This is a genomic window from Streptomyces sp. NPDC088350 (assembly GCF_044753545.1).
In the GTDB taxonomy this organism is placed as follows: domain Bacteria; phylum Actinomycetota; class Actinomycetes; order Streptomycetales; family Streptomycetaceae; genus Streptomyces.
The window spans coordinates 152,841-168,417 of the sequence record NZ_JBIVNL010000010.1; the positions used below are offsets into that span (position 1 = coordinate 152,841).

Sequence of the window (15,577 nt, forward strand, 5' to 3'; positions counted from 1 at the left end):
GTGATCGCGGCCGTCCCCACGGCGTTCTGAACCCTCCGGGGCTGATGAAGACCTCGTAGGTGGTCAAACTCCTGCCAGGTACACCCCGGTTGCGAACCCTCTTGGGCTGATGAAGACGGCGACCACCACCGTGCTCGCCGAGATCTCCCGCACGTTGCGAACCCTCCTGGGCTGATGAAGACACACCATGACGTGGTGCCGCCGATGCGCACGCTCGCGTTGCGAACCCTCTTGGGCTTTTGGCGGCCCGCATGCACCTGCTGCTGGACGTCCAGCCCGCCATGTTTCGAACCCTCCTGGGGCTGATGGCAATGCAACCTGACACGGGCGTCCGACAGATGGCCACGGAAATTCGTCTCGCCCCTGGGCCGATGACGACATCGTCTTCCACTTCCTGGCGCTGGGCGCGTTCGTGTTTCGAACTCTCCTCGGCTGATGACGACTCTGATCACGACGAGGCTTAGCGGCGGCCGGTACGTGTGTCGAACCCTGCTGCGCTGATAACGAACCCGGGCAGTCCCCGCGTGTGGGAGGTCGCGCAGACGTTTCGAGCCCTCCTGGGCTGATAAAGGCCCGAGGCCAACCATCCGGACGCCGAGCACTGGATCGCGTTTCGAACCCTCCTGGGCTGATGACGACGCGGGTCAACGGCAACGGCACGTTGGACGCCGGCCCGTTGCGAACCCTCATGGGCTGATGACGACGCCGTTCGTCCCGGCCACCGGCCTGTCCGAGGACTGGTTGCGAACCCTCCCGGGCTGATGACGACCACGGCGCCGGCTACTACCTGGCGCACATCCACTAGTTTCGACCCCTCCTGGGCTAATGACGACAGCTGTACGCATCGGCGATGGTGTTCTTCGAAGACATGTTGCCAACCCTGCTGGGCCGATGACGACGGTCGTAGAGGAGCGAGTCCCGCTCTTCTACATCGGGTTGCGGACCCTTCTAGGCCGATGTCTGATGACGACCTGAACACCCCGGCTCACCCCGGACGGCCTGAAGACGTTGCGAACTTTTCAGGGCTGATGAAGACAGGTGCTCCGGTACTGGCGCTGGTACACGATTGGTCATTGCGATCCTTACGGGCTATGACGACAGGAGGCTGCCTCGATCACAAATGATCTACACCGCCATTGCGACCACGCATCAGGGGTTGCGAACCCTCTTGGGTTGATGACGATCGTGATCTGCTGCGATCCCGACACCACCGCCGGCACGTTGCGAACACTCCTGGGCTGATGCCGACACCGGCCCCCTATGAAGGCGGCCACAGTTCGCAGCTCCGGCTTGCGAACCCTCCTGGGCTGATAACGACGGTGCACCGCACTCTGATCGCGGGGGACGTGAAGGGGTTGTGAACCCTCCTGGGCTGATGACGAAATGACGTGGACGGGCTGAACCCGAACACTCTGATGTTTCGAACCCCCTTGGGCTGATGACGACCACCCTCGGCGAACGGGAATGGCGGCGCTGCCTTTCGTTTCGAACCCTCCTGGGCTGATGAGTGCGAGCTGCGCCCTGGCCTCCCGTCGTGCCGAGAAGCGGTTGCGAACCCTCCTGGGCCGATGAGGGCCCCATCACCGCGTGGACCTACGTGTCGGTCGCCACGCTTCGAACCCTCCTGGGCTGATGACGACGGAGAGCCTGGCCGCCAAGGCAGCCGTCACCTGGGAGTTGCAAACCCTCCTGAGCTGATGGCGACGGGGTACTTCGCCGACCGGCCCCTCGTGGACTTCTAGTTGCGAACTCTCTTGGGCTGATGACGGCGCTGCTCATCGTTCACGCTCTGCGCGTTCATGTAGCGTTCAGATCCCTCTTGGGCTGATCACGACTAGCACCCCTCGCGGCGTACAGGACGTGACCGGCGTGTTCTTAACCCTGTCGGACGGATGACGAACGGTGCTGGACGCGGACATCACGTACAAGGCGATCTAATTGCGAACCCTCGTGGGCTGATGGTGACAACGTCGTGGGACCTCCCACCGGCCCAGCAGCTCATGTTGCGAACCTTCCTGGGCTGATGACGACTAGGACTTCGGCACGGAGAACGTGACGTCGTAGTAGTTGCGAGCCCTCTTGGGCTGATGACGACTGCGTGCGTGGAGAACGCCGAGCGCCCAGCCCCTGCGTTGCGAACCTCCTGGGCTGATGACGACAAGTCCGTCGACTGGACCCGGCGGGCGCCCATCTTGCTGTGAACCCTCCTGGGCTGATGAAGACCCGCACTGCGCCGCTGGGTCGGCGGCCCGCACGTCATGGCGTTGCCAACCCTCGTGAGCTGATGAAGAGAAGAAGCGTTGGCGTCACCCAGTCTTCGGCAACCGGTTGCGAACCTTCCTGGGCTGTTGATCACCGGGACCCTATCGTTCTGTACCTGCAGTTGTTGCGAGCTCTCCTGAGCGGATGACAACGGACGCCATGACCGCGCTTCAGGCGGTAGTAGAAACGATGTGAACTCTTCTGGGCTGATGAAGACGCGCTGGGTGTCCAAAGGCCGCCGCGCGAGGCCGCCGTTGCAAACCCTCCTGGGCTGATAGGAATCCGGGGCCGAATGCCAGACGCGTACGGCGAGTAGATGTTACGAACCTTCTCGGGCTAATGGCGACAGGCGGTGACTACGTAGCCCACATCGCCCCGGACACTTTGCGACCCCTCCTGGGCTGATGAGGACCGGTGCTCCGGTACTGGCGCTGGTGCACGAGTGGTCATTGCGATCCTTACGGTCTATGACGACAGCAGGCGGACTCGATCACGAACGATCTACACCACCATCACGACCGAGCACCAAGGGTTGCGAACTCTCTTGAACTGATGACGGCGTGGGCAACCCTCCGGGGCTGCTAACGGCGCTTCTGGGCGCACACACGTGCGGAGCGCACCCCATATTGCGAACCCTCTTGGGCTGATGACGCCCCCTGCGCAAGGTCGGCGTGCGCGTGTTCCTGGACGAGTTGCGAACCCTTCTGGGCTGATGACGACGTGGTCGATGGGCTGGACCTGTCCGGGACCGGCACGTTGCGAACCCTCCTGGGCTGATGACGACAGCGCGCTGTGCCACCCTCATGCTGGGCCTGGACAAGTTGCGAGCCTTCCTGGGCTGATGACCACCCCCCGGACCGGCGCATGCAAGACCTCGCCCACATTTTGCGAACCCTCCTGGGCTGATGATGACGCTGGCCTGTGTCTCCACCTGGGAGCAGGCGGCCATATTTCGAACCCTCGTGGGCTTATGACAACCCGAGGCGTGTTGCCCTGCGGTCTGGAGGTCATCGTGTTGCGAACCCTCCTGGGCTGATGACGACCTGGACCACGTGGGGGCGTGACTCCGACGGCAACGGGTTGCGAACCCTCCTGGGCTGATGACGATCACGGCCAAGGGCGACCGCAGGAGTTCTACGGCGTGTTGCGAACCCTCCTGGGCTAATGACGACGGGGTCCGGGGTGCCGTGGATGTGGCCGCAGTAGTCCCTCCTGGGCTGATGACGACGAGCCGCTGACCAGTACCGAGTCTTTGCATGGGCCAGTTGTGAACCCTCCTGGGCTGATGACAACCCAACAAGGCGTCCGACGAGTACTACGCCCGCTTCTTGTTGCGAACCTTCCTGGGCTGATGACGACAGGGGCTTCGTTCAGGTCCAGATGGAGCCGCAGTCGTTGCGAACCCTGCTGGGCTGATGACGATGGTGCGTGGACCGCTGCATCCGGCTGCGGTGGTCGGGTTGTGCCCCCTTCCGGGAGGATGAAGGCTTCAAGACGGGTGGCTATCGACCGCGGAACGGGTCTATGCCGATCAGGACAGCTCTTCCTTCCGGTACGCGGTGCCTGGGTCTCGTACGGCGGTGAGCCCGTATTCGCTGCTGTAGGTGCCATCGATCACATGCACCTTCAATTCCGCGTCATAGCGCGCCCGGGGAGCGGCGCTGGCGGGCAGCGGGATGAGGTAGTCGTCGGCGAGGAGTCGGCCGGCGCGGCCGTGTGCTTGGTTGAGTGAGGCGGCGTAGCTGCTGCGGTCTTCGATGAGGATGGCTTCGGTGGCGTCGAAGAGTTCGTCGAACCGTTCTGCGAGGTCGTCTCGGCTGTCGTAGGGATAGATGAAGTCCAGGAACGTGGCGGCGAATTGGTCTCGGTGGGCCAGGACGTCTTGGCGCCATGCTGTGCCCCAGACGGTGGCGTAGATCTGGTTGAGCCATCCGGTGATGTCGTTTTCGTCGACGGGCTGTCCGTCGTGTGCGGTGAGGATGCGCCAGGCCGCCTGGGTGGGGGCCTGCGGATAGATGCCGTCCGCGAACCATTCGCCGGGTGCGTCTTGGCGGGGGGTGTAGCGGGCGGCGTGCACGATGACGTCGGATGGGGGCCGGGCGGCGATCCGGTTGGCCCGGCCGAATCTCTGGGCGAGGGCTTCGAAGTCGGCGGCGGCGGTGAACAGGACGTCGAAGTCGACGTCCATGGAGACTTCGAGGACCTGCGTGGAGACGACCAGGCCGGGTAGCCGGTCCCCCGCCCTGGTGCGGTCCACGCTGTGGCGTTCGGTGATGCGCTGTTCCAGGCGGCTGCGGTCGCGGCGCTTGAAACGGGAGTGCAGCAGGGCCGCTGCCTCCGGTCCGAACAGCCTGCGTGCGACGGGGCCAAGCTGATCGTAGAGCTGCTGGGCCTGGCGGATGTTGTTGGCGACGACGAGCACGGATTCACCGTTGTGCAGGCGTTCGGTGATCTCGGCGATCGAGGCCGGATCGGTGAGGTGGTGGGGGCGGGTGCCGATGCGGTGCCGGGCTGGTTGAGGGCTGTCGGCGTCGTCGGTGCGGGTTACGGTCCCGGCGAGGGTGTCTTCGATGAGTTCGGCGAGGGCGTCGGGCAGGGTGGCGGACAGGACGGCGAAGCGTCCGCCGAGCCGTTCCAGCAGGCTCATCATGGCCAGGATGTAGCCGAGCCGTTTGGTGTCGTAGGCGTGCAACTCGTCCATGATGAACACCGAGTTCGCCGCGTCCACGAGCAGGGAGGAGTTCGCCGCTCCGACCAGCGCGGCGCGCAGCAGCTGGTAAGGGGTGGTGATCCTGACCGTCTCCTTGAACAGTCGGGTGGCTGCCTGCCGGGCAACTGCCTTGCGCGCGGCGGTCACCCGTTCCGCGTCCCCGTCCTCCGGGCAGACCGCGTTGGCCAGGTGGTAGGCGGCTGCTCGCCCGTGCGCCACGCCGACCTGATCTGCCGAGCCCAGTTCCCGAGTGGTGCGGTCCGCGTTGGCGTTGATCGACGCGAGGTAGGGCAGCGTGTAGAAGACGCGGGGCACACCCTGTCCTGCGGCGTGCATGATCGCAGTCTGGCGGCATGCCCACAGCCAGGATGCCTCGGTCTTGCCGCTGCCAGTCCTGGACCGGAGCAGCAGGTGCTCTTCGACCGTCGCGGCGCGCTGCTGGTGCGGTCGCAGGCTGTAGCCCTTAGCCGTGATGGCCTTCTCCAACCGGGCGGCGAAGGCCGGGTTCATGGGCTGGGTGAGGTGTAGTCGGCCGTGGGCGGAGGAGAGGTGGTCGGCCATGGTCACAGCGCCCTGGAGCAGGACCGCTACCAGACCTTCCTCCGGGGTGACCCCGTACTCCCAGCGGTCTAGCAGCGCATTCAGTTCAGTGTGCGCCTGGACGACCCAGTGCGGGCAGGTGGGGAGCGGCTTCACCGGCAGATCGGCTGATATCGCGGTCGCGTACAGCCATTCAGCGAGCTCCTCCGCGGTGCCGTGGTCGACGGGATGGAACCGTGCCTGCCACTCTTCGACCGGTGCTGTTCCGTACAGCGCCGCGAGGGAGCGGGGCGAGTTCGTCAGCGGTCGGTGGTGGGTTGCGACTGCGGCTGCCACCCAGGCCCGCAACTCATCGTCCGGAACCAGAGGTACGAATCCCAAGGAGAGCACCTCGTGGCGTTCACCCCATATTGGGCCCCCAGCAAGCATGGTCTGGCATCCGTCAGAGATCTTCCCCGTATCGTGCAGCAGATCAGCTAGACACACGGCGTCCCAGAAGCGGGGCAGAATGTTGACCACGGCTGCAATCCGGCCCGTGCGCCGGGCAACCAGCCCTGCTGCGTCTAATGCCGCACTCAAGTGCACTGTCAGCTGCTCCCCTGGCCAACCTCGCCTCGCGCTCTTGGCCAGGACCTTGGGCAGCACAGTTGTCCCCTCCCTTGCTTTTGATCCCTTTGGGGTTGATGACGGCATGAGTTGTTATGTTTCTGCGGTCGCGGGGTGGGCTGGCGGAAGCAGGGCGACCGCTTGGCCGGTGGGAGTGCTGTAGCTGCCGGGGACACTGGCGGTAACTTTTCCGGTGGCGTCGTATCGGAAGGTGCCCCACACGGTTCGGGCTCTGTCCAACCGGATCGCGGTGGGCAGGCGCAGTGCTGTCCCGGCGGTGCCGGGCCGGTCCTCGACAAGGGCGCCGCGTTGTGTGCCCGGTCTGCGCGTCAATTCGATGGTGTCGAGCTGAAGGCCGACGAGGTCCTGGCTGCGGCCAAGGCGCAGTGGCCAGGTCGGGCGGCGCAGGATGCTGCGCCATCGCTCGGGCTGGTCGGTGATCCAAACCGTGAGGGTGGTGAAGGCCAGGAACTCGCGATCTTTGGGCAGGGGCGTGGTGGGTCGGCCGCGGGCGTCGAGCGGGTGGTAGGTCTCCAGGTCGACGCCTTGGCCTTGGGCGTGGAAGGCCATGGCGAACTGGAAGGTCTCAAGGACGTTGTGCCAGCCGCCGGCCGCTGCGGCGAGCATGCCGCCGACGGTGGAGGGCGGGGGGCAGGGCAGGCCGACCTGCACCCCGGAGTACAGGGGGTTGCGGAAGCTGGTGACCGGGGCCGTGAAGGTGGCCTCCAGCGCCGTGACGGTTGCGGCGGTCATGCCTTGGCGTCCTCGAACCAGGCGTCGTGGGTGCCGTCTTCGATCTCCTGGGCGAGGCCGTTGAGGATCGTGCGCGGGTGGTCGATCACCACGGTGCCTGCGCTGATGAGGGCGGCGAGGTCACGACGGGCGCGGTCGCGCTGATCACCCAGGAACCCTGGCGCCCAGCCGATACGGACCGGGCCGTCGAGCTCGTCGTGCCACGCGGCAATCTCCTCGGCGAGGGTATCCGCCGCGAAGGCGGGCTTGCCGTCCTTGTTGACCAGGACGCGGGTGAAGGGGTTGACGCCGCCCTTCATCGGGGCGAGGAGGATAAGGGCCGGGGTGCGGTCGCCGTAGTGAGAGGCGGGCTTGGCCCCGCCGCGCAGGGCGGCAAGGGTGCGTAGCACGAGGGCGGCGCGGCGGCGGCGTTCGGCGATGTTCAGCACGAGTGCCGACACCCCGCGGAATGTGGCCTCGGTGGCGCCCGCTGCGGCGGCTTCCTCGGCGGCTTGGGGGAACAGGGCGATGCGGATGCCCTGGCCGTCGGTCTCGAAGGTGCCGACGCGGGGGAGGTCGAGGTTGATGTCGCCGGCGCACACGGCGGTGTAGAACTCGTGCTCGTGGATGACGGGGCTGTCGTCGGCGGCGAATCCGCGGGTCATGGTGCCGAAGTCCGAGGCGGGCCGCTGGGGTGTGACGCTGACGAAGGTGCCGGTGGCGAGGACGGTGTCCCGCTGGCACGAGCTGTCCGATCCCTTGACGGCGACCATGTAGCCGAACAGGTCGTCGTCAGCGAACAGGTCGGGGCGGCCGTTGGTGTACGCCTGCTGTTTCTTGCCCTTGCCCTCGCGGATGACGGGGGAGATGGGCTCGTCGGCGGGGAGGCTGTCGCGCAGCCAGCGGCGCACGGCCTGGGGGGAGATGTAGGGGTAGGTGTCGCGGCCGACCTGCATCTTTTTCACGGTGCCGACGTTGTCCTGGCCGCGTCCGTTGTTTGGGGCGCCGGCCTGGATGTCGAGGGCGAGCTTTCCGGCGAGGTGCGTCACTGGGTGATTCCTTCCGCAAGGGCTTCGGTGTCGGTGGGGTCGATGGCGTCGGGGTCGAAGTCCTCGACGACGGTCTTGGCGTCTTTGGGCTGCCAGCCGCGGCGGTGGAGTTCGGCCAGGACGGAGGTCAGGAGGTACTGCCGGAAGAACCAGGCGTTGCCGTCCTGGCTGGGGGAGAAGAGCAGCTCGAATCCGTGCTCGGTGATCAGGGGTGCCCGGTCGTCGGGCCGGGTGAGGACCCATTCGACGGAGTGGCGCTGCAGCCAGTTGCGCAGGTCCGTGCCGCGGCCGGGCCGGAACAGGGCGTGGAAGCCGGTGAGCTTGCCCCCGGTGTCGTCGGGCTTGAACAGCGCGGCAACGCGCTGTGCTGTCTGTCGGATCTCAGCGAGATCCTTTTCGTCCATGTGCATCACCTCGTGCAGGTAGGAGCCGATAAGTTCGGCAACGGCCGGGGACTCGGGCGCCGGCAGGCCGCGGGACTCGGTGCGGGCGGTCAGGTAGAAGGCGAGAGTTGTGGGGACGCTTTCGGGGCGGTGGAACACTCGCCAGGCGAGGTTCTCCGCACCGCTGCCCTTGTCGGTGCGGCAGGCGCGCAGCAGGCTCGCGAACCCGGTGCGCCGGGCTGGCAGCCGGGTGGTGGTGCGCAGCCACTCGGCGAGCGGCTGGTCTACCGCGTGCGTGGTGAGGGCTTGGTCCTGGTTGTTGTTGGTGAACACCAGCAGTTCGACCCCGGCCGTGACGCGGTGCTCGTACCCGCGGAGCGCCGCCAGTGCGACAACCTCTGGCTTCGGGGTGGTCGGCTTCGCCCCAGCGATGATCAGCAGACCGTTGCGTTGCATCCGCTGGCGGGTGGTGTGCGCGGCGAGGCGTTCGTCCCAGGTGTGCACGATCGTGCTCGGGCCTCCGGAGAGGTGGCTGCCGAAGGGGAGTGCGTGGAAGGAGCAAACGCAAGGCCAGCAAAGAGCGAGACCGGTGTGCCCGCGCGGGGTGGTGTTGCGGTAGGCGATCGACTCGGCGAGGACGACGTCGCTCTTGCCGAAGAAGCCGATCGCCGCGACGCCGCACAGCGCGCACTCGGCCTTCGGCCAGGTCTCCGGCGCGGGGATGGTGCGCCACGCTCGAACAGCCTCGGTGACCTCGGCGTCGGAGAGCTTCTTGTTTCGCGGGTGGTTCATCTTGCTGTTCGGCCACAGGCTGTAGGAACACTTCAGCAGGAAGCCGCCCTCGGCCTTGGTATCCCTCACGAGCGCAGCCTGCACGGCAGCCGCCGTGACCTTCTCGGTGGCCGCGGCGAACAGTCGACCCGTGACCTGGTCTGGATGCCGGGCCGCCGCGAACCCCGCGAGGGCGAAGGCCCCGACTCGCTGGAGCGGGTGAGGGGTAAGCCGTAACGCGGTCTGCTCGGTGGGCATCTCGGTCATGCGACCACCCACCCGAATCCGGCACCCGTCTGCTGGCCCAGGCCTGCGGACCAGAGCGCGGCGAGCGCGCCGGAACTGCCGCTGAGCTCGACCTCCACCGGCGCACCGGTCCTGTGTCCGGAGTGGCCCTGGCCGGTCACCCGGAACGAGCGGCGCGGACCGAACCACGTGATCGCCTCAATCCGGATGTCTGACGGGTGGCCGAAGGTCTCGGCACGGCGATTGAGGTTGCCTTCCAGCGCCACCGGATATGCCGGATCCTCGGGCAGCAGTGCCCGCACAGGGGTGTGCTCACCACCGGGCTTCGGCTTCTCGTATTCGGCGATGTGGACTGGGTTCGCGGTACGCAACCGGGCTCGGCCGCTGGCGAAGCTGGGCGGCTGCTGGACGGTGACGCTGCCGACTTGGAGGGCAACCCCTCCCCAGTCGAGCAGAGCGCGTGCAGGGTTCATGAAGTCCAGGGCCAGGGCCTGTACGACCTCGGGCAGCGGGCTGCCGAACTCCAGATAGCCGGTTCCCTGCGTCGAGTACTTCCCGCGAACGCGGCGCGCGTTCGGGAACATGGGCGCGCTGTAGCCGAAGGGAGCCATGCCGTAGGGGCCCCAACCGTTCTCGTGGATCTTCTCAGCCAGTTGCGGAGCGGCCCGGTACAGCGAGTCGTAGATGATGCCGCGGCCCGGGGCGAGGACGTCCCCCCAAGGAAGCTCCCGGGCCCGGGTATTGATTTCTAAGCGAAGCCGCACGATCTCCCTCGTACTTCTCCCCTGCTGGGGTGAATGACTGCACGCCAGGACACGTCAAAGCACCGCCGTCGCTGGGGTGTTGACGTAGAGGGGAACGTACAGGCAGGCACTGACAACGCTCATGTAGTGCGGACATCTTGGACGTACTGTGGTAGGGCTGTGGGGTCGGAGAGTGGCGGTCGAACAGCCCGCTCATCATGGTTCTCGGGCGATTGCGCACCGAGCCGAACAGCGACTGCTCGCCTGCTTGACCGCCATCAGCCCATCAAGGGTCCCTAACGTGCAGCGGACTGGTAGGCGGGCCGGTTGTAGTTTGGTCGTCAGCCCACGAGGGTTCGCAACAGGATCGCGCCTTTGCCATTCTGGCGCGGGACGATCGTCGTCATCAGCTCATGAAGGGTCGCAACATGCCCATCAGGTCCAGGACGTTGAAGGCGGCCCAGGTGGTCGTCAGGCCCTTGGAGGGATTGCAACGTCGTGTGCCAGACTACGCGCGGCGGATTGTTTGGGTTGGTCAGCATAAGGCGGAGAAGGTTCCAACACGCACGACCTCTCCATGTCAGCGCGGCGTAGGTAACGTGGTCATGTGCCCAAGAGGGTTCGCAACATCATCGGAAATGGAACCGGCAGGGTTTCAATCGGTGTTGTCATCAGTCCAAGAGGATTCGCAATGTGTTGAGCATGTGCCGTCCGATCATCCGACGCCGGTCGTTATCAGCCCATGAGGGGTTAGTAAGGCAAGGTGGATGGACTGTGCAGCGAAGCGGATGCTCGTCACTATCAGCTGTAGGTTCGCAACAGGAGGGAGCCCCGCGCAGCCCATAAGTCGCCATCGGCCCAAGAGAGTTCGCAACGCATTCTGTGGGTAGGTGGGTTTGGCCGAGTCTCGCGACGTCAGCCCAGAGGGATCGGAACGTCGGCAACGTGGCATGAACTCGCAGGGCGTCAGCGATAGGTGGGTCGTCATTAGCCCATGCAGGGTTTGCAACTGCCAGTGTCGTACCTGTTCGCACGAGTCACGGCCGTATTCATCTGCCCGGGAGGGTTCAGAACTGCAGCCGGCCAATGGAGACGATCGCGACGTCTGGGTTCTTCGTCAGCTTGGAAGGTTCGCAACATCGAAGGAATGCACCTCCGCCGTCTCGATTGAGCCCTTGTGGGCCCCCGAAAGGTTCGAGATCTCCCGTAGATCTTCCGGGCAGAAAGGCCAAGTCGCATCTTCATTATCCCGGAGGTTCGCAACAGCTTGGCTAGGGATTCTTGCTCCTAAGGGCGTGCAGATCTTTAACTCGTGGCTTTCTGCTCGGTGGTTCGTTGGTCCGGCATGAGCGGGTTGGAAGAGCAACGGGCCGTGCTGGCAGCCAAGTTCGGGGCGATTCTGCCGCACCTCGACGAGCGGCAGCGTCGCCTGCTGATAGGGGCGGAGGCCCAGTCCCTCGGCCGCGGCGGGATCAGGGCGGTCGCCCGCGCCGCCGGTGTCCGTGAGGCCAGGGTGTCTGCAGGAATACGCGAACTCGCCGCCGGAGCAGCCCCGTTGGGACGCATCCGACGGCCCGGCGCCGGCCGCAAACGCGTCGCCGACCTGAACCCGGCCGTCCGCACGGCGCTCCTCACGCTGGTCGAGCCCGACGTGCGCGGGGATCCGATGTCGCCGCTGCGCTGGACCACCAAGTCCACCCGCAAGCTCGCCGGGGAACTGACCCGGCAAGGCCACAGGATCTGCGCGGACACGGTGGGCGACCTCCTGCGCGAGGAGGGCTTCAGCCTGCAGAGCAACGCCAAGACACTGGAAGGCAAGCAGCATCCCGATCGGGACGCCCAGTTCCACTACCTCAACGAACAGGCCCGCGACCACCAGGACGGCGGGGCGCCGGTGATCAGTGTGGACACGAAGAAGAAGGAGCTGGTCGGCCCGTTCAAGAACAACGGCCGTGAATGGGAGCCGCGAGGCGAGCCGGTACGCGTCGACACCCACGACTTCCCCGACCGCGAGCTGGGCAGGGCAGTGCCCTACGGCATCTACGACGTCGCCGCGAACACCGGCTGGGTCAACGTGGGCATCGACCATGACACCGCCGCGTTCGCCGTCGAGTCCATCCGCCGCTGGTGGAATGCAACCGGGCGGGCCGTCTATCCCACGGCCGGCCGGCTGCTGATCACCGCTGACGCGGGCGGCTCCAACGGCTATCGCACCCGCACCTGGAAAACCGAACTCGCCTGGTTCGCCGCCGAGTCCGGCCTGACGATCACCGTCTGCCACCTGCCTCCCGGCACCTCGAAGTGGAACCGGATCGAGCACCGGCTGTTCTCCCACATCACCATGAACTGGCGCGGCAGGCCCCTGACCAGCCACGAAGTCATCGTCGAGAGCATCGCCGCAACCACCACCAAGACCGGCCTGAGAGTGCACGCCGAACTCGACACCAACCCCTACCCCACCGGCATCCAGGTCACCGACGACGAGATCGCCGCCCTGCCGATCACCCGTCACCGCTTCCACGGAGACTGGAACTACACCCTCCACCCCCAGCATCCGATGGACGCGGCGACGACCGACAGCACCTAGGCCCAGGCAACGGCGAGCAGCCCGCCCCGCCTCACGCGGCATTCGCTGCAGGACCCCGAGCTGACCGGGATGACCCGCCAACAGCTCAACGAGCTCATCGACGCCCTGACCCCCGCACTGGAGGCTCAACGCGAGCACGTGCTCCGCGCACGCCGCGGTCACGAGCGCCTGGTCGCCCCCGGCACAGGCGCCAAAGCCAAGCTCACTCCAGCCGACCGGATCCTGGTCACCCTGCTCCACCTGCGCAAACTCGCCACCATGGACCTCCTCGGCCAGCTCTTCGGCGTCACCGCCATGACCATCAGCCGCGCGAAACAGGAAGTCCACCCGCTCCTCGAAGCACACGGCCACTCCGTCAGCACCTCGACCGCCCGCCTCCGCACACTAGAAGACGTCGCAACGTTCCTCGCCCCCGACACCGCCAAGACCAAGGTCAAAAAGACGAGTTAAAGATCTGCATGCCCTAACAACGGCTAACACAATGAGGTGGATCGCTCCCGGTTGCCGTGTCCGAGGCGGGATTGAGCGTTCGGTCCGGTGTGGGGACGCCTCCGTGGATCGTGTCGGATGAGCTGTGGGACCGTCTGGAGCCGTTGCTGCCGCAGCGCGCACGCAGGTTCCGGTATCCCGGCCGCAAGGCATTGCCGGACCGGGAGGTGCTGTCCGGGATCCTGTATGTGCTGCATACCGGGATTCAGCGGGAGTACCTGCCGCAGGAGTTGAGGTTCGGGTCGGGCATGACGTGCTGGCGCCGTCTGCGCGACTGGAACGAGGCCGGCGTCTATCGCCTCTCGGCCCACCGGCCCGCACCGGTTGATAGTTGCCGGGGTACAGCTCCAGGCCGAGCCGATCCATGCAGTCCTGGAAGGCGTTGCCCTCCAGGCGGATGATCTGGCCCTCAACGACCTTCCGCAGCGAGTTCTGATCCGCAGTAGCCATTACCGCACAGCGCACCCGCTCCGCGCAGCCAGGTTGCACGGATCCAGTGTCGCTGGCCGAAGTACGGTTGGGCGCGGCGTCCGACGTATACCAAGCATCAATGCAATCAACGCTCGGTTCCACGAACCCATTGGTTCGCTATCAACGCCGCATCGATGGCTGCAAGGTGGAACTATTTACTAGAGTCAGCGAAAGCGAGCATCGCTTGTTCGAGCTCCTCGTAGCGGAAGTAGCTGTCTGCTTCTTCTAGTTCTCGAACGGTGTTCAGGAAATCTTGCCAAGAGTGGTCATTTCGGAGGGGAGAGGGGACTAGCGAGAGGAATCTGACAGCAAGTTCCGGCATCCCCGACGCCGTACGGCATTCATAGTTCGCGGCCCAGGCGGATAGGATGCCGTCAAGTTGTTCCGAGGTCAGGTGCGGCGCACATACAGGAACCACCAAGCGTGCCGCGTTCTCCGCGCTGCGCCAGCTCGTGGCGTCTCTAAGGATGTCGGCCACGTAGCCGGCCACGTACGGGCCTGGTCGATGGCTAATCACGGACGCCTTCTGCGACGGTGACAGGGCGCGGAATTTCGGTTCCAACGACAGGAGTGCTGTCCGGAGGTTCTTGAGCTCCACCAAGCCAAGGACACCTGTCTGGTCGACGGTCAACTGGCTATTGCCGTCTGGCAGGTTGATCTGCTCGATGTAGTCCGCGATCTGACTGCGCATTGCTCCGTCGACCTGATCCCAGAAGACGTCGAGGTCACCGAGACGCACGAGCGACCGGATCTGAACGTCAAGGGGCTGTTGCCCAAGTCGCCCGATGACGGACCCGATGGCCTGCTGCACAATTGTGCGGTCCCGCTCAGCGAAGGCGCGGAGGCAGACTGCGTATCGGTCGGCCATGACCGATTTGCTGAGCGCGCCCACGCTCTTGAGTTCCAGGAGAGCTTCCTTGGCGGCGAAGACGACGATGCTGCGTCGGGTGCCGGACTTAACCCGGTCGAAGTAGACCTGCGCGATGTAGTCGCTGCTGCCGACGAACGACACCTCTCCCACATGGTCACGGAAGCGATCGCGGGCTTTGCGGCCCTGGCTCGGCGGATGAATCAGCAGTGCCTCCATCGCTGCCGTGAGGTGGGCCCTGGCGTACTCGGTGGTGGGGCTGAACAGTTCACCGAGAGGCCGTAGCGATGGGTGGGCTGCCAGATTGCGGTCTTCCTTCAGCCGTTCCAGTTCGCGCTTCTGTACGAAGTCGATGAGATCGAGCTTCTCGGATACATCGAGGATCGTGTTCTCCACGTCGAGCATCGTGCGGATCGCGTCACGGTCAGGCTTGCCCCGGGCGTCGTCGATCCTCTTCACAACCTGCGCGGCTTCGCCCTCGCCGTCCTCGGCGAGCTGGTAGAGCTTGTGGATGAGATCCGTGCACACCGCCGTCCAAGTCAGGACGATGCATGCGCGCGCAGAGCCTGTCGTGTAGCAGCGGTACGCCTCGGTCACGAGAGGCCTGACCTCTTGATGCCAAACCTGGTTGATCTTCAACTCAAGATCCATCATCGGCGCCGCCCCCTTTTGACACGCTCCGCTACGACACCGTGCGAGGCAAAGAGCAGCCTACTGACGCGGCGTTGCCAACCGTGACACCGGGAGGTCCTGGGCTGGTAGGTCGTCCAGGACGGCGTCGACCTCGCGCCGACGCCGTGGTGGGACAACAGTTCCGAGGACAGTACTGCGGCCGACCCCGCAGTACGAGCCCGTGCCGCATACAAGATCGGGAACTCGGTGACGGCGCTGGGCGTGATCTTCACCGTGTTTGAGAGGCACCCGGGAGACGGTATTCGGCGTGGGGGAGGTCCTGGTGGAAGACGGCCACCGTGCTGTGGGCCGCGATCGACCGTCTGGTGAGGGCCGGTCGTGTGCCGGAGGATGAGCCTAGGCGTGCCTTTGAGGTGTTGGTGTACCCGGTCTCGCAGCGTCGGTGCGGCTTGGCAGCCAACTGCCGCCAGGTGTGCCCCACTTACGC

6 protein-coding genes and 2 pseudogenes are annotated in these 15,577 nt (G+C 65.5%); 2 read left to right on the plus strand and 6 right to left on the minus strand.

The features are described 5' to 3' along the window. Positions 1–3,793: 3,793 nt before the first annotated feature. From cas3 to ACIQBL_RS33055, 5 genes are read right to left on the minus strand one after another with little or no spacing between them, the layout of a single operon-like run. Complete coding sequence (gene cas3, locus ACIQBL_RS33035; RefSeq protein WP_401948221.1) at positions 3,794–6,205, minus strand: CRISPR-associated helicase Cas3'; 2,412 nt, start codon at positions 6,203–6,205, stop codon at positions 3,794–3,796. Between the two features lie 6 nt (positions 6,206–6,211). After that, the gene (gene cas5 / locus ACIQBL_RS33040; RefSeq protein WP_401948223.1) at positions 6,212–6,871 is read right to left on the minus strand and encodes a CRISPR-associated protein Cas5; all 660 of its coding nucleotides are present in this window, start codon (positions 6,869–6,871) and stop codon (positions 6,212–6,214) included. Continuing rightward, complete coding sequence (gene cas7i / locus ACIQBL_RS33045) at positions 6,868–7,899, minus strand: type I-B CRISPR-associated protein Cas7/Cst2/DevR (RefSeq protein WP_401948225.1); 1,032 nt, start codon at positions 7,897–7,899, stop codon at positions 6,868–6,870. Before cas7i ends, cas5 begins: the two co-directional genes overlap by 4 nt. Then, positions 7,896–9,320: a hypothetical protein gene (locus ACIQBL_RS33050; RefSeq protein ID WP_401948228.1), complete on the minus strand. Its 1,425-nt coding sequence runs from the start codon at positions 9,318–9,320 to the stop codon at positions 7,896–7,898. The genes cas7i and ACIQBL_RS33050 overlap by 4 nt, the downstream gene beginning before the upstream one ends. Further along, positions 9,317–10,063, minus strand: coding sequence for a CRISPR-associated endoribonuclease Cas6 (locus ACIQBL_RS33055; protein ID WP_401948231.1), 747 nt, complete (start codon positions 10,061–10,063; stop codon positions 9,317–9,319). The genes ACIQBL_RS33050 and ACIQBL_RS33055 overlap by 4 nt, the downstream gene beginning before the upstream one ends. Before the next feature lie 1,324 nt (positions 10,064–11,387). Between ACIQBL_RS33055 and ACIQBL_RS33060 the strand changes: the two are divergent. Together ACIQBL_RS33060 and ACIQBL_RS33065 are read left to right on the plus strand one after the other, a co-directional pair. Next, positions 11,388–13,079: pseudogene (locus ACIQBL_RS33060) on the plus strand (ISAzo13 family transposase). Between the two features lie 51 nt (positions 13,080–13,130). Continuing rightward, positions 13,131–13,414, plus strand: a pseudogene (locus tag ACIQBL_RS33065) (transposase); the annotation flags it as partial. Positions 13,415–13,740: 326 nt separating this feature from the next. Here the strand turns inward: ACIQBL_RS33065 and ACIQBL_RS33070 are convergent. Continuing rightward, a complete protein-coding gene (locus ACIQBL_RS33070) occupies positions 13,741–15,111 on the minus strand; it encodes a hypothetical protein (protein WP_401948234.1) in 1,371 nt (456 codons plus the stop codon). Positions 15,112–15,577: the final 466 nt, after the last annotated feature.